The sequence below is a fragment of the Bradyrhizobium sp. AZCC 1719 genome (assembly GCF_036924525.1).
Taxonomy (GTDB): Bacteria; Pseudomonadota; Alphaproteobacteria; order Rhizobiales; family Xanthobacteraceae; genus Bradyrhizobium.
Genome location: NZ_JAZHRU010000001.1, coordinates 987,938 through 1,004,234, shown reverse-complemented (window position 1 = coordinate 1,004,234; position 16,297 = coordinate 987,938). Strand labels below are relative to the sequence as shown.

Genomic DNA, 16,297 nt, shown 5'->3' with positions numbered 1-16,297 from the left:
CGTGCACCCGAATTTGGCGCGACACTCGGCAAAGCCGCGAGCAACCCGCTATCAAAGCCATCGAGCCCGCTTGAACCGCAGGTAAAGCACGGTGCACAGCAGGGCGATAATGCCGACGACGACGTAGTAGCCGTATTGGGTTTTCAGCTCGGGCATGTTCTCGAAATTCATGCCGTAGATCCCGGCAATCGCAGTGGGTACGGCCAATATCGCGGCCCAGGCGGCCAACTGTCTCGTGATGACGCCTTGACGCTGCTGCTCCAACAGATTGCTCACCTCGAAAACCGAAGTCAGAACGTCTCGCAGTGAGTTCACCATCGCATCGACTCGTCGTACGTGGTCCAGAACGTCCTGGAAATACGGACGAACGTCAGCGTCTAGACACGGCGAATCCAGGTGTACGAGCCGGCCGCAGACCTCCGTCATGGGGCCGATGATCCGCTTAAAGCGGATTAGCTCCTGGCGCAGGCCGAAGATCCGCTTGACCTCTGTACGGCTGAGGAAGCTGTCGAGAGCACTCTGCTCCATGGTTAGAACGCGTTCCTCGATCGTTTCGACAATCGGGAGATAACCATCAACGATAAAGTCGAGTATGGCGTGAAGAACGTAGTCCGGACCTTGGGATAGTAAGCTGGGCGCCGCTTCCAGTTGGTTGCGGAGGCCGGTATGTGCCCGTGCGGAGCCATGCCGCACCGAAATGATAAAATTCTTTCCGACAAAAAGTGCAGTCTCGCCGTAAGCTATGTGATCCTGCTCAAGGTGAGCGGTGCGGGTCATCACAAACAGTTGGTCGCCATAAACGTCAACCTTCGGTATTTGGTTTGCCTTGAAGGCGTCTTCAATCGCGAGAGGATGAAGCCCATAGTTCTTCTCAAGTTGCTCAAGCTCCCGTTTCGAAGGCTCAAACAATCCGATCCAGACAAATTCGGATTTCCCCTTGCAGTCGATCGGCTCGTCCAGGGAAACGGCTCTCACCTTCTTGCCTTTACGATAAAGGTGGGCTGCAACGACGCTCACAACGAACTTCCTCCGATTGTATTAAGCAGGGTAGGTTCCGAAAGTTCAAGGGCGCGGATTTCGGCCACACGGATGTAGGGCAATATGTCTGATGCCGTAAGGCGGATTGGAGCGCAGCGTATACGCTTTGCTCTAGCGGCGCGCCCCGCCAAGCACGAGATCGATCGTGTGCCTCGCAATCTTCCGAAGTTGGGCCTCATCACCAAAAGCTCGTTCGAGCACGGCCAATCCGCGCGTCACGGTGACGATGTGTAAGGCAGCGGTTCCGGGGTCGCCATTGAACTCGCCTCGCTTGACGCCCTCTGACAAGGCTTCCTGAACTAGGCCGGTGATGCGCGCCACCAGATCCGCAAAGGTTTTGCGCGCGTTCTCATCCAGCCCTTCGCCTTCGACCGACGCCAGCTCCATCAGTCCCCGCGTGGTGGGGCATCCGCGGGGCGGCGAGCCGGAACGGAAGTTTTCTATGGTCAGATCGAAAAATCCCGTGAGGCGTTTTCGCAAGGTCCCGGAGCCGAGCGCCTTTTGGACAGAGCCGAGATATTCGCGCGCATAGCGCTCGTAGGCGCAGAGAAACAGCGCTTCCTTGCTGCCGAAGGCATTGTAGAGACTGCCGCGCTGGACGCCGGCGTCACGCGCAATGTCTGACAGCGACGTGCCGCGCACCCCCTTGCGCCAGAATTGATCGAACGCGATGCGCAGGACGTCGTCGTGGTCGAACTCTCGCGGCCGCATGTTTCCCTCCCTGCATCCCATCGGTCCGATGCCGCTACCTGACGAGCGTCAAAAATATTTGACACGACGTCAAGAATATGGTTTTGAACGCTATGTTAAAAACGTGTCGGGCTGGATAGCTCATTTCGTGGTGGCCCGCCACTGCGGGAGCCGCTGCTGTGGTGCGCATCCGCGTGACGCTTTCTGAAAGGATTCGCGATGCCGCTCATTCACATCTCTCTGCGCGCCGGAAAGCCGGAAGCCTACCGGCAGGCGATCTTCGACAGCCTTTACCGCGCAATGCGTGAAACGCTCAGTGTGCCCGAAGACGACCAGTTCATGACCATCACCGAGCATGACGCGGCGAACTTCCGCTACGGCGATGCCTATGGCGTCGCGCGCAGCGACGATGTTGTGTTCATCCAAATCACCGTGTTCAACACCCGTACATCAGAACAGAAGAAAGCGCTGTTCCGGCGGACGGCGGAGTTGCTCGCCGAAAGCCCCGGCATCCGGTCGGAGAACGTGTTCGTGAACGTTCTCGAGGCCGCGAAAGAGAATTGGTCGGTCGGCCACGGCCTCGCGCAATTCGCATAATCAGGAACTCCGTTCCATACCTCGCGTTGCACTGCGGGGCACTTGGAGGAAATTCGAAATGGCGAAGAAAGCGAAGAAGTCGCTGCGTGGACGCAATCAGGATCGTGCGCGCGTGGCCGGCGGGCAGAGTTACGAGGTACGGTACATCGCAAAGAAAACCCGCAAGTCGGCCTCGGCCGTGAAGAAAGCTGTCAAGAAGGTCGGCAGCAGCCGCAAGCGGGTGGTGAAGGCGCTGAGGGGGAAGAAAAGGTAATTTCCCTTAGGAACGGACACGCTCCAGTCCGTTTGGTTCACCGGAAGATGGAGTTGGTGCATGCAGCAATCTTCGGAAAGAGCCAAGATTGGCTCGGGGCAAATCGTCCTGCTCATTGTGCTTGCTGCTCTGCTTGTCCTCACCGGCGTGTGGGCAGCTTACGTCTGGAACGCAAGCAGCGACGTTCCGATGAGCACGCACGGCTGGATTGCGCTTGGCCTTGGCACGTTCTTCTCGCTCCTGATCGGATGCGGCCTGATGGCGCTGATGTTCTTCAGCAGCCGAAGCGGTCACGACGAGGCCGCCAGTCCGCATTTCAAGGAGCGTCGCGAGGGCGAAGATCGAAAGTGAGTCTGTTTGTTCGATTCGAGACGTCCCGCCTTCTGCCGCACGCGTAGCATTGCTGCGCGCGAGTGCGACCAATTGGCACGACGAGGCAAATCACTTCTGATTTTCAGAAGTCGTGTCAAGTCCGGTGACTAAAAATATTCCGCTTCACTTGCAACCCAAATCACCGGCATAACTCCGCCCGTCTCACCCACCCAAGGGGCGTTGGCCACGTCACGAACGCGCGGTGAGATGCGGTGGACGTGAATGGCGCTAGCTGACGTCGGCGCCTGAAGCGGACGGCGAAGTCGTGTGGTTCGGGCGCCGCGGTGCTGGCGTTAAGTTGGCGGGAAGTGTCCCGCCGGCGACGGAGGCAAAAGAGCCGTTCTCCGGGGAGAGCACGAAGTAAGCCGTAAACCATCGCGCAGGGAAAGCCGGAATGCCTCCGCTGCCCTGTATGCTCGTGTGCATTTCCTTATGCGCAAACAGCACACGAGACCTCGGGTGCAGCGTGCACCCGGCTTTCCCTGCGCCCTTGTTTCGATGGAGGGCGGACGTTCAAGCAAAGCTCGGGCGCTTCACGCCGCGAGAACGCGGACGCACACCCTCTCGCTGTTTGACAGTTGAATCCGAAACCAAGAAATCCGAAACCAAGAAATCCGACATCAAGAGCAGCGGGCCTAAATCCCGAACACGCTGAAGATCGCGCCCGAAGATCGTCGCGAAGACACTGTCAGCGCGTGTCCCCCGTCCTGAGCGGCAGCGTCACATGCACGGACGCTGCACCTCTTGCGAGCGCCAGCAGCCCCGAAGTCACGCCGAAGTCACGCCGCCAGCGCATCCGGATTGACCTCACCCTTGGCGATATCGGTGAGCAGCGCATCGATCTCTTTTTCTTCCATCAGGCTCTCGTGCAGCGTCGCCTGGTCGTTGCGCAATTCCAACTGCCCCGCCAGCGCGGCTGCCGAGCCGTAGGCGGCGATTTCATAGTGCTCGAGCTTCTGGGCGGATGCGATCAGGCCGGCATCGCGAAGGTCGTCGCCCTCCAGCATGCTGAGCATCTTCCGGGTCTCACGGATGAGCGCCTCCATGGCCTGGTCGACATGCGCCGCCGGGTCTGCGCCATGCTGGCGAAGGATGGCTACAAGGCGGCCCTTCTGCGTGACCGTCTCCGCGTGATGGTCCACCAGCGCGTCCTTGAGTGCCGGGTGGGCTGCCGCCGCCGCCATCCGCAGCAGTGCTTCCGCAAGTTGGTCCTCGACGCTCACCAGTTCCTGCAGTTCGGCAATGTACATGTCCTTGAAATTCTTGATCTCCATGGCGAAATCCTTCTGTCAGGATGCGTATGAGGCGATATCATTCCAACGAGGCCACGATGCATCTGGTTCCGGTCCAAGAGCTGATCTCCAAGACCTGATCGAAGAGACCTGATCGAAGACCCAAGAGGTGCTGCGATGACGGAATGGTACTTTGTCTGGGTGGAAGGCCTGCGAGGGCCTGCGCCACAGAAATGGTCATCGGATGGGCTTTGGGGGCAGGTCGGGCGTCAGGATGTCATCGTGCGTTTTGCGCTGAGCGACGAGGAAGCGCATCTGCCGCTCGACGAACTGGCAAGGCGGCATCCCATTCCCGATGGGAAATAGCCGGCGACAGTCACGCGATGCTGGCGGTCGTTCGAAAGAACTAGGCCGAAAGCGATCGCGGGCGCTGGAACTTTTCCGCCTGGTTCCGTGCGATTTCAAACATGCCTTTCTGCGGAACATTGCGAATTTAATTTCGTTGCCGGGTTGAAGCGGCGCCAAGAGGCACCACTGTCCCGACTTCAATTCGGCGTGCTTGCGGAATTGAAAGCGAAGCTGCGAGCCGGCGCGTGACGCCGGTGGGGACGAGCGATCAGGATCCGACACGCTTGACGTCATTCCCTCCGCAGAAAGAGCCGCGCGCGGTCAAGGCCATCACGCGGTGCTCACCAACCAGAAGCCAAGTAAGGAGATCGTGCATGAAATTGAACTCGGCACAGGTAGAACGCGCTCTGACGCAATTCGAAGCCCAGGCGCTTCCCGACGATCATCCGGTGGTTCCGCAGCTAGCCAGCATGTTTGGGGATCATACATTCTTCCTCGACAGCGGCGGGCTCAACGTCCTGGAGCCGACCGAGGCTTCCGAGCGGGAAACCACAATCGGCATGATCGTAAACCTTGCTTATTGGAGCGATGAGACGCTGACGAAATTGTCGCCACACGAGCCCGAGCCGACAGGCGTGATCGTCAGTCTCGAATCCAGACACTGACTCTTCGAGTCCGGGACCCGGCGTGTGTTTCAGACGATTTGTCGTGCGCGGTCGCGTGCCGCGCGCGATGGTTGCTGAAATGCGCCGGTCAGGTTTCGAAATGAACCCCGATCCGCGTCTCTTTTCGCCAGACGACGCGGCACGGCACTTGGATGTTGTCGGCTTCGATCACCAGCGTGAAGCGTTCGGGAATGCCGACGGGAGAGCTTACCTCGAGCGCAGCGCCGGTTTCGGAAAGATTGCGCACCGTGCAATCAATGACGGCGCCGCCGCCAAACGAAATCTTGCCCGCTTTCAAGAGCCGACGCCGTGGTGCTATCCTGTGCTCGTCCACCACATGGACCTCCCATCTGAACAGGGAGTTTTCTACCGGCGAGGTTACTATCCCGTTACCGAGCGCTCCAGCCCGGATGCAACGCCAAGTCGTGGGCCGCCGCGGAACCGCCGTTCCCGCTCATCGAGCTTGGCCGTCCGTCCGCGCCCGCCGGCCCTCGATCGGGTAGGCCGGGTCATTGAACCCCGGCGTCGAGGGATGGCCGCTCACCACCAGCCGGTCGACCAGCGCCTCGTCCTCCGCCGTGAAGCGATAGTCCAGCGCTTGGATATAATCATCCCATTGCTGTTCGGTCCGGGGGCCCGCGATCACCCCGCTCACGAATGACGAATTCAGCACCCATGAAACCGCGAATTGCCCGGCGGTGATGCCGCGCGCTTCGGCGTGCCGCTTGATCTCCTGGGCGAGCTGCAGCGATTCCGCCCGCCATTCGGTCTGCATCATGCGTTTGTCGGCGCGGCCCGCACGCGTGTCCTGGCCCGGCGCCGCATCCGGCCTGTACTTGCCGGTCAGCACCCCGCGCGCCAAGGGGCTATAGGGCACGATGCCGAGGCCGTAATAGCCGCAAGCCGGAAAGTGCTCGACCTCCGGCATCCGGTTCATGGCGTTGTAATAGGGCTGGCTGACGATCGGGCGATCGATGCCGTTGTTGTCGCAGATGTTGCAGATCTCGGCGACGCGCCAGGCGCGGTAGTTGGAGACGCCAAAATAGCGGATCTTGCCCTGGCGCATCAAATCGCCCATCGCGCGCACCGTCTCCTCCAGCGGCGTCGCGTGGTCCTCCTTGTGCAAATAATAGATGTCGATGAAATCGGTGCCGAGGCGTTGCAGGCTCTCTTCCGCCGCCTGCATCACCCAGCGCCGCGACAGCCCGCCGCAATTGGGATCGTCGCCGATCTGGTTGGCGAGTTTGGTCGCCAGAATCCAGTTCGTGCGATTGTTTGAAATGGCACGGCCGACCACCTGCTCGGACTGGCCGCCATTATAGGCATCCGCGGTGTCGATGAAGTTGACGCCGGCCTCGCGCGCTTTCGCGATGATGCGCGACGACGTGACTTCATCGGTCGGACCGCCGAACATCATGGTGCCCAGGCAGATCGGTGAAATCTTCAGGCCGCTGCGGCCGAGTTGGCGGTATTGCATCAATCGCTCCTCAGTCTTTGGCAGTCATTCCGGGATGGTGCGTCAGCACCAGACCCGGAATCTCGAGATTCTCAGGGGCGGAAGGCCGCCCCGTAGTTCGATGCTCCGCATCGCCCCGGAATGACGGCAACTCTCAAACCTCGCTCTTCAATATCTTGAACACACCGCTCGCCATCGCGATACAGCGTTTGTCGACCGTCACTTCCGTCGTGATGAAAATAAGGCTGCGGGTGGAGCGCACCACATGCGGCTTCGACACCAAAACCTCTCCGATCTTGCCGGCTTCGACAAAGTGCGTATCGAGCTGCACGGTCGCCAGCGTCGGCTTGCCCGAGACGAAGCGGGCGGTCATGCCGCAGGTGCGGTCGGCGAAGGTCATGATGACGCCGCCCTGCACCAGGCCGCGGCGGTTGTGGTGCTTGTCCTCGGTGGCGAGCGCGTATTCGTGCGCGCCGTCGACGACGCGCTGCCACAGTGGGCCGATCAAGTGCAGGAAGCCGGAGGTTTCGACGATCTTCCAGCCGTCGGATTTGAGCTTGTCCGCGGCCTTGGCTGTCATGCCGTGCTTTCCGTTTTCTGCGGGCTATCTTGCTGTCCGGGGTCATTTCATCTGATGCGCTGGTGTTGTAGTCAAGCGGGATGGCCAGGCCATTTGACGATACCACGCGGCGGAATATTGCAGAGCTTTGCGCGGCATTTGCGCGGGTGCCCTCGGAGCGCGCAGAGCCTGAGCTGAAGCGCGCCGCGGTCGCCATCGCGCTGGCGGAAGCCGAGAGCGGCCCGGGCACCACATTTCTGTTGACCCGCCGCGCCGCAAGCCTGCGCGCCCACGCCGCCCAATGGGCGTTGCCGGGTGGGCGCTGCGACCACGGCGAGACGCCGGCACAGGCTGCGCTGCGCGAGCTCCACGAAGAACTCGGCGTCGGCCTCGGCGAAAGCGATGTGCTGGGCCTGCTCGACGACTACCCGACGCGCTCAGGCTATCTGATCACGCCGGTGGTGGTCTGGGTCGGTACAAACGGCGATATCGTCCCCAATCCGGCGGAGGTCGCCTCGGTACATCGCGTCGCGCTCGACGACATCGAGCGAGCCGACGTCTTCAGCTTCACCAGGATTCCCGAAAGCACGCGGCGCGTGATCCGCTTTCGCCATGCCGGCCAGCACATCCACGCGCCAACGGCGGCGCTGATCTATCAGTTTGCCGAAGTCCTGGCGGGTCGCGAGACCCGTGTGGCCGAACTGGAGCAGCCGGTGTTCGCCTGGAAATAGAGTCGGCGCCGCTGCCGAAACGGCTGCTCATCTCACCATGTGAGAGAGCATGCTCACGCAGCGCGGGTTGCGGATATTGGTAGTTTCGGAGACGATAGCTGCGTCAAGAAGAAGAACAGATCCGGGAGTCGCCCACCATGTCCATCGGGAGAAAGTGGCTTTGCGTCGCAGCCGCCATGCTCGGCTTGAGCGCAGCAACAGACGTTTCGCGCGCTCAAACCTATCCCGCCCGCGCCATCACGCTGGTCATTCCGTTCGCGCCCGGCGGCAGCACCTCGATCGTCGGCCGCGCCATTGCCGACAAAATGAGCGAGATGCTTGGCGAGAAGGTGGTGGTCGACAACCGTCCCGGCGCCGGCGGCACGGTCGGCACCAAGGCGGTCGCGAAAAGCGATCCCGATGGCTACACGCTGCTCCTGGGCTACACCGGCACGCTCGCGATAGGCCCCTCCCTCTACAAGAATTCCGGCTACGATCCGCGCAAGGATTTTGCACCGATCGGCATGATCGGCAACGCACCGAATTCGCTCGTGGTGCATCCATCATTCCCGCCAAAGAGTGTCGCCGAATTGATTGCCCATGCGAAGGCCAATCCCGACAAGGTCAATTTCGGCTCGGCCGGCGCCGGCACCGCCAGCCACATTACCGGCGAATATTTCGCCCGCGCCGCCGGCATCAGGCTGGTGCATATCCCCTACAAGGGCACCGGCCCGGCGTTGACCGATCTCCTCGGCGGCCACATCCCGATGGCGTTCGCGCCGATCCCGGCCTCGCACGCCAACGTCTCCGCCGGCAAATTGCGCGCACTTGCGGTCACCAGCACCACGCGATCGAGCCTGTTGCCCGATGTGCCGACGCTGATGGAGGCGGGGCTAGCCGGCTTCGACGCTTCGCTCTACTACGGCCTCGTCGCGCCCGCCGGCACGCCGCGACCGATCGTCGACAAGCTCAACAAGGCGCTGCGCGACGCGCTCGCCTCCGACGAGGTGAAGAAGCAGTTGAGCAATGACGGCACCGAAATTACCCCCGGTGCGCCGGAAGACTATGCGGCCTTCATCGACAAGGACGAGAAGAAGTGGTCGCAACTGGTGAAAGCCAGCGGCGTCGAGCAGGAGTGAGCGGCGTTCCACCCTCTCCCACAAGGGGAAGGGAAAAAGAGTCGCGCCCTTTCGGGGCTGACATCGTAGGCGCGCTTGCTACAACCGTGCCATGCGCCTGCCATTGATTCGCATGGGTTCCGGATTAGCTGCGCTCGCGCTGCTCGCGAGTGCGCCGCCTGCCGTGGCGACGGAGCTGCTCCCTCCCTCAACCGCCGACGCCATGGCGCAAGCCGCCTCGCCGCAGGCGATGGCCGAATACCGCCGCAAGCTGAAAGAGTATCAGGAAGCCCGCGCAGCGTTCGAGGAGCAGGCGGGCGCCTATTGGGCCTCAATCTCCGAGAAGCGAAAGGGCCGTAACGCCAAGCGCCGGGAACGCCAGGCCATCACGCTCAACGATTACGTGCTGACGCAGCCGCCGGTCTACACCGGTCCGAAGCGCCCGGTCAGTCCGGAGCCGGAAGAAGAAAAGCCGCCGCGCGAGCGCAAGCCGCTGCCGGTGGTCGCCGATTTTCTTAAAGCGGCCGCCGAGCATTTCCAGTTCACGCCGCAACGGCCGGCAACCGAGGTCGAGTTCAAGCGCGCCTATGCCCGCTACGCGTTGGCCGCGGGATTAACGCGCGAGCAGGCGGTGCGGGTCTACTCGTTCGAGACCGGCGGTAGCGGCAATTACGACATGCAGTCGGGTCTGAACCCCTCGAAACCGGGCTCGCGCGCGATCTCGACCGCGATCGGCTACAATCAGTTACTCACCACCAACAGCGTCGAGCTTTTGGCCGAACAGGGCCACGAAATCATCAAGGAACTGACGGCTAGGGCCGCGACGCTGTCGGGCGCGCCGCGCAAGGCGATGGACCAGAAGCTTGCCGTCTTGAAAAGGATGGTGGCGTTTACGCGCACCGTGCCGGATACCTGGTCCGAGCATGAGAAGCTCGCCAACACCCCGCAGGGCTGGGCTGTGCACGCTATGGTGCTCGATGTCGACGTCGGACCGATGTTGCAGACCCACAAGCTGCTGACATCGGTCCATTTCGCGCGCGCCAAGGGCTACAATCGTCCGCTGACGGCGGCTGAACTCGAAATGATGAACCTGACCGGCGACGGCACCGGCCTCGACATGGTCACCATGCCGCAGGCGATGCGCGAGCAGGTGCCGACCTCGAATTTCTTCCAGCGTGGCGGCTACGAGCGTAACCCGGTCGCAATCCGCCATAACACGGTGGCGAAACTATTGGCGATCACCGACGAGCGGATGGATTTCAACTCCAGCAAGCCCGGCGCAAAGGAGTTGGCGACAGCGTTTTAGTTTTTACCCTCCCCTGGAGGGGGAGGGTCGGCTCACATGAGCGCAGCGAATGTGAGACGGGGTGGGGTGATCTCTCCACTCGGGCACTGATCGAGAGGATGGACCGTCACCCCACCCCGTCACGCATCTCGCTTCGCTCGATCCGTGCCGACCCACGAGCGAGCTTCGCTCGTCTCGGACCCCTCCAGAGGAGGGTAAGTAGCGCGAGAGCTCGCGCCTCACTCCGATCCGAACATGAACTTGCCGTCGCCTTCCAGATAGGGGCCTGAGCGCATGTAGAGCTGCCCGTTCTGGCCAAGGAAGAACAACGTGCCCTTGGGCACTTTCTTGGCGCCCTTCAATAGCAAGCCGGCATTATTGGTGCCCAGCTTGTAGGCGAGCGTCTTGCCGTCCCTGCCGTAGGCGTAACCCATGTCCGACTTCAATTCCCAGGGAGTCGGTGCCGCGCCTTGCGCAAATGCCGATGTAGCCAGCCCCGTCAGTGCGGCCGCCATCAAAACTGATTTTGTCGAAACGCTCGTCATCGTCATCCTCCCAGCGGCCTTAAGCGGCTTCTGTCCCACGTTTTGAACAAATCACGAACGGCATTGCGCCGTCAATTGCCACCTTCGACGCATCACACGGCCCTTGAGACTTTGTGATTTCCCGCGTCCGACTTCGCGACTATGTTCGCCTTTCCGGCTACAAGCATGCATTGCGAAAAACGTCATAGGGATGGTTAGGATGAATCACGTCATGAAGATCGGTCTTGGTGTTGCGCTATCGTTCATGACGCCGGCTCAAGCGGCAGAGGCTGACAATTTCAAGCTGTCCAACAACCAGCGGATCGCCTGCAGTCGGGGATTGAGCGCGGGCAAGCTCAACACCTCGACCTGCAAATCCTATGCTTACGTGTTCAACACCAAGACGTCAGAGTATGTCCGCTGCCAGGTCTCGATGGCGCTGACGCGGGACAACAAGGAAGTCATCAACGTGCAGGCCGACGGCGGCTGCACCAAGAAGCCCCGCATCTTCGATACCGACGCGAACTATTCGTTCGATGCCACCGAGACCGAGCCGCCGAACACCAATTCGTTCTTCGGTCCCGGTGGCTATGCGGTGTGGGCCAGCGACAACAATAATCTCAAGGTGCGCGGCTGCATCATCATCTCGTCCGGTCTCGGCTCCGACATCGCGAAATGTATCGATATGAAATTCGAGTGAGCTTCGCTCAGGGAGCCTTCTCGGGGTCGGCTGCAAGCTGAGGGCGCGACCGCGCGAATTTGCGCACGCCGACGGGCTTGCCGAACAGATGGCCCTGGATCAGATCGAATCCCATGTCGTGCGCGGCAAGGTAATCGGCGCGCGTCTCGATGCCCTGGGCGACGGCGCGAGCGTCGTTGTCTCGGGCCAGTTCGACGATGCGTCGGCATACCGTCTGCTTCAGCCGATCGTCGGCGCAGCCCTTGACGTATTGCTGGTCGACCTTCAGCTCGACGAACGGGAAGCTCCGAAGCTCCAGCAGCGACGGCCATTCCGCGCCGACATTGTCGATGGCGATCGCGATATTGTGCAGGCGCAGCCGTCTTGCGGTGTCCACTGCGAGATCCGGATGGTCGACCACCTCGCTGCTGTTGATTTCGATCAAAAGTCCGCCGAACGCCGGGTGGGCGGGCATGGCGCGGCACAGATCGCGCACCGCCGCTGCGTCGTCGAAGAACGATATTGGCAGGTTGATCGAGAGGTCGACCGGACCCTGGCTCTCCAGCAGATAGCGCCAGTCCTCGATCGCGCGGCCGATCACGAATTCGGAAAGCTTGCAAAAATGCGGATCCTTGTCGTCGGGAATGAAGTAGGCCGGCGGGACCACGCCCCAGGCCGGATGCCGCATGCGGACCAGCGCCTCCGCTCCGCTGGGGACCAGCGTGCGGGTGTTGATCTTCTGCTGATACCACAGTTCGAGCCAGCCAGCCTTCAACGCCTCGGCGACGTCGACGGCCGGGCTTGGCGCCGGCTCGGCAGGCAGCAGCGTCGCGAGGCTGGCGCGCAGGCTCGCTGCGCCGAATGGCGTCGGCAAGGAGGGCAGCATGGCAATGCCGTATTCTTCGCCAATCTGCCTGACCGCCTTAACCATGATCGTGTCGGGTTGACCGATCACGAGAACCTTGCCGCCGAAATCTTTCCGGACGATTGCCTCGAGAATTTCGCCGACATTGATCCCGTCGGCGCACACGCTGAGCACGATCAGGTCCGGCTGCTCCGCCTGCAGTACGCCTGCCAAATCGCCGGCCTGGCCGCATTCGCAGGTGACGAACCCGAGATCCTCGAGAGCGTCGGAAAGAAACAATCGCAGGTGCCTTTTGCTGTCGACGACGCACGCTCTGGGCGCCAACTTCCGATGCCCAAAGTGCGCCGCGCGCGAATACTCGACAAAGTTGATTTGCTCCATGCCACCCTCCCGCTAGCTACCCCAACGCCAGTGGTACATCGGCGTTGCGGTCGCAATCATGGAATTTTGCGGCAGGTCACATGATTACTTCGGTAGGGTTAAAGCAGCCGACAAGAATAAAATTTTAGGGAAGCTGCTGCCGCGACGCAGCCAACCAGCGCCCGGGCACTCGACGGGGTCATTTCATCGGCTTTAACGCGCTGATGCCCAGCTTCGACAACATTGATCAGCCTCGCGTGTTAACGCCTGTGGTCGCTCGCCGGCGCCGCGATGTTCGTGGCTGAGCGAACGTCGCCTGAACGCTCCCTCGCAGGCGCAGCAATGCCGCAAGGCTCACAACCCTGGCCAAAAGTATGACCGCGGTCCTCGGCAGACCGCGGTCACTGATGACGCAAGCCAAATAGCTCGAGCGCGATGCCTTAGCCGCCGATACCCTTCTCCTTGAAGTACTTCAACGCGCCAGGATGGAACGGGATCGGCGAACGGTCCTGCACCTGGTTGTCGAGCGAGAAGCTCTCGGCTTCCTTGTGCACGGCAACAATGTCGGCCTTCTTTTCCACCAGCGTCTTGACGATGGTGTAGGCGTCCTCATTGCTCATCTTGTCGCCGGTGACGATCAGATTCCAGACGTCGGTGATGGAGTTGTCCTTGTCGTAGCCGGGATACGAGCCCGCCTTGATCTTGCTCGACGAATAGAGCTTGCCGTATTTGGCATTCATCTTCTCGGCCAGATCGCCATGGTCGATCAGCTTCATCTTCAGACCGGGAGTGGCCGCGAGATCGGTGATTGCGGCGGTCGGAATGCCGCCGACCCAGAAGAAGGCGTCGATCTTGCGGTCCTTGACCGCGTTGACGGATTCGGCGACGCCGAGCCGCTCGCGCTTCATGTCCTTGTCCTTGTCGAGGCCGGCCGCCTCGATGACGCGGAATGCCATCACTTCGGTGGCGCTGCCGGGCGAACCGGTCGAAACACGCTTGCCCTTGAGATCTGCCATGGTCTGGATACCGGTGCCTTCCACCGTCACCACATGCATGCGGTTCGGGTAGACCACGAGCAGCGCCTGCAGCGGCACCTTGCCGCTCTTGAACTTGTCCTGCCCTTGCAAAGCATCGAGCGCCGCATCGGCCATGGTGAAGGCAAGCTCGCTTTTTCCGGCGCCGATCAGCTTGAGATTGTCGACCGAGCCGCCGGTGACTTCGGCGGTAGCCTGCATGTTGGGCAGGTTCTTCGAGAGCACGTTGGCAACCGCACCGCCGAGCGGATAGTAGACGCCGCCGGTGCCGCCGGTGCCGATCGACATGGTTTTCTGCTGCGCATGGGCTGCGCCGGCAAAGGCGAGCCCCAGAGCCATCGCCAGTATCGCTGTGGTCTTTTTCATTTTTGTCTCCCTCAATTGCTTCTTCTCTATGTTGTGACCGCAGGCCGCTCCGGCGACCGCGTTCTGGCCTGCCACAGCAATACGCCGAAACCGATGATCAGGCCCGGCACATAGGTGTAGCTGATATCGCGTCCGGTGATCCATTCGACCATTGCCTCAATCAGGCTTGGGAACACCAGCAGCAATCCGGATAGCAGAAGCAGGCCGCGCTCGACCGCTGTATTTTGTCGCAGCGCCCAGTTCTGGGCAAATGCAGCCAGCGCCAGCAGTCCCAAGCTTGTCTTGATCGTGATTTCGAGAATGTCGATCCAGGATCCGCCCTTGGGGATCGACATCAAGAGGCCGCCGCCCTGCGGATCGAGCACGAAGACGAACGGCACCAGGAACGCGGGCAGCGTGTATTTCCAGGACTGCAGCGTGGTCTTGTAGGGATCGCCGCCGGTGATGGCGGCCGCCGCGAACGGAGACAGCGCCGTCGGCGGCGAAACCTCCGACAGGACGGCATAGTAGAAGATGAACATATGAGCGGCGTAATCAGGCACGCCGAGCTTGACCAGCGCGGGCGCTGCGATGACCGCGCAGATGATGTAGGACGCCGTCACCGGCACGGCGAGGCCGATAATCCAGACGATCAGCGCGGTGTAGATCGCGGTCAGCAACAGGCTGCCGCCGGCATAGGCGATGACGATCGACGAGAATTTAAGGCCGAGACCGGTCAGCGTCACGATGCCGACGACGATGCCGGCGCAGGCGCAGGTGGTCGCGGCATTGAGCGCGCCGATCGAGCCGTCGGCCAGCGCCTTCACCAGCTTGGTCGGCACCAGCGCGGTCTCCCGGCGCAGGAAGCTCAGCGCAAAGGTGACGACAATGGCGTAGAACACCGATAGCGACGGCGAGTAGCCGATGACCATGAAAAACACCACGGCGAGCAGCGAGATGAAGTGGAAGCCGTACCGCCTGGTCATCTGGCCGAGCGACATCTCGGGCGTGAATGTCACGTTCTTGGCGTGGAATTTCTTGGCGTCCAGCTCGACCATGAACAACAGCGACATGTAGTAAAGACAGGTCGGAATGGTCGCCATCCAGATGACGTCGAGATAGCTGATCTTGAGAAACTCGGCGATCAGGAACGCGGCGGCGCCGAGCACAGGCGGCGACAGGATCGCGCCCAGCCCGCCGGCAGCCAGCAACCCGCCCGCGGCGTTCCTCTCGAAGCCCGCCTTCGCCATCATCGGATAGGCCACTGTGCCGATCATCACGGTCGTGGCGACGCCCGATCCGGAGGGGCCACCGAGCAGGAATGACGACAGCACCACGGTGCGGCCGGCGCTGTTCGGCTTGCCGCCCATCAAGGCCAGCGAGAAATCGATGAAGAATTTGCCGGCGCCGGAATGCTGCAGGAATGCGCCGTAGATCGTGAACAGGATGATCAGCGTCGCCGACACGTCGACTGCGACGCCGAAAATGCCTTCCAGTGTGATAAAGAGGTGGCCGACCAGGCGGTCCAGGTCGTAGCCGCGATGGGTCCAGGGCGCCGGCAAATACGGGCCGAGCATCGCATAGGCGATGAACAGCAGCGACACCACGGGCATGATTGCGCCGGTGGTCCGCCGCGTCGCCTCTAGCAGCATCACGATGAAGACGATGCCGACGATCACGTCCCAGCGATCGGGCGTGGTGGCGCGGTCGGTAAAGTCCTCGCCACCCCACAGCGCATAGATGACGGTCGCCACCGCGACGATCCCGGGAACGATGTCCCACCAGCGCACTCGGTTGCGAAACCGCGTCGCCAGCGGAAACAGCAGGAAGCTCAAGATCAAGGTGAAGGCGACGTGGGTGTAGCGAAGCTCCTGGGTCGGAACGATGGCATAGGCCGCATAGAGGTGAAACAGGCTCATGACCACGGCAATCGTGGTCGAAATCCTTCCCGCCCACCCCATCAGGCGGTTGGTCGCGCCTTCTTCCGCCTCGATGTAGGCTTCCGCCTTGTGCAAGGCTTCGTCCGAAACGGTGACGACCTCGTCATTGGGCGGCGTTGTCTTGTCTACGGCCATGCTTCCCTCGGGACCGGTTAACTTTCCGGCCCGACTGCGGCGGGCCTCCTTCGCGGGCCGCATTCAGTCCGTTTTGGGGGGCGGTGGCAAGG

19 protein-coding genes are annotated in these 16,297 nt (G+C 61.5%); 9 read left to right on the top strand and 10 right to left on the bottom strand.

The genetic code is table 11. The features are described from left to right. Positions 1-51: 51 nt before the first annotated feature. Both corA and V1292_RS04835 read right to left on the bottom strand, forming a co-directional pair. Complete coding sequence (gene corA, locus V1292_RS04840; protein WP_334370680.1) at positions 52-1,017, bottom strand: magnesium/cobalt transporter CorA; 966 nt, start codon at positions 1,015-1,017, stop codon at positions 52-54. A 132-nt stretch (positions 1,018-1,149) separates the two neighbouring features. After that, positions 1,150-1,749, bottom strand: coding sequence for a TetR/AcrR family transcriptional regulator (locus V1292_RS04835; RefSeq protein ID WP_334370678.1), 600 nt, complete (start codon positions 1,747-1,749; stop codon positions 1,150-1,152). Between the two features lie 198 nt (positions 1,750-1,947). Here V1292_RS04835 and V1292_RS04830 point away from each other — a divergent pair, with 198 nt between their 5' ends. The 3 genes from V1292_RS04830 to V1292_RS04820 are packed head-to-tail and all read left to right on the top strand — an operon-like array spanning position 1,948 to position 2,929. Continuing rightward, a complete protein-coding gene (locus tag V1292_RS04830; RefSeq protein WP_334370676.1) occupies positions 1,948-2,325 on the top strand; it encodes a tautomerase family protein in 378 nt (125 codons plus the stop codon). A 58-nt stretch (positions 2,326-2,383) separates the two neighbouring features. Continuing rightward, positions 2,384-2,578, top strand: a complete 195-nt coding sequence (locus V1292_RS04825; RefSeq protein ID WP_334370675.1) for a DUF3606 domain-containing protein — start codon at positions 2,384-2,386, stop codon at positions 2,576-2,578. Positions 2,579-2,638: 60 nt separating this feature from the next. Beyond that, positions 2,639-2,929: a hypothetical protein gene (locus tag V1292_RS04820; protein WP_334370674.1), complete on the top strand. Its 291-nt coding sequence runs from the start codon at positions 2,639-2,641 to the stop codon at positions 2,927-2,929. A gap of 800 nt (positions 2,930-3,729) precedes the next feature. Here V1292_RS04820 and V1292_RS04815 read toward each other — a convergent pair. Further along, positions 3,730-4,224 carry a YciE/YciF ferroxidase family protein gene (locus V1292_RS04815; protein WP_334370672.1) on the bottom strand — a complete coding sequence of 165 codons (495 nt, stop codon included), beginning with the start codon at positions 4,222-4,224 and terminating at the stop codon, positions 3,730-3,732. Between the two features lie 135 nt (positions 4,225-4,359). Here V1292_RS04815 and V1292_RS04810 point away from each other — a divergent pair, with 135 nt between their 5' ends. Continuing rightward, on the top strand, positions 4,360-4,548 hold the full coding sequence (locus V1292_RS04810) for a hypothetical protein (protein ID WP_028348083.1): 189 nt from the start codon (positions 4,360-4,362) through the stop codon (positions 4,546-4,548). 356 nt (positions 4,549-4,904) lie between these two features. Then, a complete protein-coding gene (locus V1292_RS04805; protein WP_028348084.1) occupies positions 4,905-5,195 on the top strand; it encodes a hypothetical protein in 291 nt (96 codons plus the stop codon). Positions 5,196-5,283: 88 nt separating this feature from the next. Here V1292_RS04805 and V1292_RS04800 read toward each other — a convergent pair whose 3' ends face one another. From V1292_RS04800 to V1292_RS04790, 3 genes are all read right to left on the bottom strand, one after another. Beyond that, positions 5,284-5,529, bottom strand: a complete 246-nt coding sequence (locus V1292_RS04800; protein ID WP_334370670.1) for a PilZ domain-containing protein — start codon at positions 5,527-5,529, stop codon at positions 5,284-5,286. Between the two features lie 120 nt (positions 5,530-5,649). Beyond that, on the bottom strand, positions 5,650-6,672 hold the full coding sequence (locus V1292_RS04795; RefSeq protein WP_334370668.1) for an aldo/keto reductase: 1,023 nt from the start codon (positions 6,670-6,672) through the stop codon (positions 5,650-5,652). 133 nt (positions 6,673-6,805) lie between these two features. Then, on the bottom strand, positions 6,806-7,231 hold the full coding sequence (locus tag V1292_RS04790) for a PaaI family thioesterase (RefSeq protein ID WP_334370666.1): 426 nt from the start codon (positions 7,229-7,231) through the stop codon (positions 6,806-6,808). Between the two features lie 80 nt (positions 7,232-7,311). Here V1292_RS04790 and V1292_RS04785 point away from each other — a divergent pair, with 80 nt between their 5' ends. From V1292_RS04785 to V1292_RS04775, 3 genes are all read left to right on the top strand, one after another. Further along, entirely contained in the window at positions 7,312-7,941 is a 630-nt protein-coding gene (locus V1292_RS04785) for an NUDIX hydrolase (RefSeq protein ID WP_334370664.1), read from the top strand. A 137-nt stretch (positions 7,942-8,078) separates the two neighbouring features. Beyond that, entirely contained in the window at positions 8,079-9,059 is a 981-nt protein-coding gene (locus tag V1292_RS04780) for a Bug family tripartite tricarboxylate transporter substrate binding protein (RefSeq protein ID WP_334370663.1), read from the top strand. Positions 9,060-9,150: 91 nt separating this feature from the next. Further along, positions 9,151-10,344 (top strand): hypothetical protein, encoded by a 1,194-nt coding sequence (locus V1292_RS04775; protein ID WP_334370662.1) that lies wholly within the window; start codon positions 9,151-9,153, stop codon positions 10,342-10,344. 218 nt (positions 10,345-10,562) lie between these two features. Here the strand turns inward: V1292_RS04775 and V1292_RS04770 are convergent, their stop codons facing one another. Then, complete coding sequence (locus V1292_RS04770; RefSeq protein WP_334370660.1) at positions 10,563-10,868, bottom strand: hypothetical protein; 306 nt, start codon at positions 10,866-10,868, stop codon at positions 10,563-10,565. Between the two features lie 199 nt (positions 10,869-11,067). Between V1292_RS04770 and V1292_RS04765 the strand changes: the two genes are divergently transcribed. Beyond that, the gene (locus V1292_RS04765; protein ID WP_334370658.1) at positions 11,068-11,547 is read left to right on the top strand and encodes a hypothetical protein; all 480 of its coding nucleotides are present in this window, start codon (positions 11,068-11,070) and stop codon (positions 11,545-11,547) included. Between the two features lie 7 nt (positions 11,548-11,554). On the opposite strand, the gene V1292_RS04760 is transcribed toward V1292_RS04765, so the two are convergent. The 3 genes from V1292_RS04760 to V1292_RS04750 all read right to left on the bottom strand — a co-directional run bounded on the left by V1292_RS04760 (position 11,555) and on the right by V1292_RS04750 (position 16,205). Further along, entirely contained in the window at positions 11,555-12,772 is a 1,218-nt protein-coding gene (locus V1292_RS04760; RefSeq protein WP_334370656.1) for an EAL domain-containing response regulator, read from the bottom strand. 419 nt (positions 12,773-13,191) lie between these two features. After that, the gene (locus V1292_RS04755) at positions 13,192-14,151 is read right to left on the bottom strand and encodes a TAXI family TRAP transporter solute-binding subunit (protein WP_334370654.1); all 960 of its coding nucleotides are present in this window, start codon (positions 14,149-14,151) and stop codon (positions 13,192-13,194) included. A gap of 26 nt (positions 14,152-14,177) precedes the next feature. Then, complete coding sequence (locus tag V1292_RS04750; RefSeq protein ID WP_334370653.1) at positions 14,178-16,205, bottom strand: TRAP transporter permease; 2,028 nt, start codon at positions 16,203-16,205, stop codon at positions 14,178-14,180. Between the last annotated feature and the right edge of the window lie 92 nt (positions 16,206-16,297).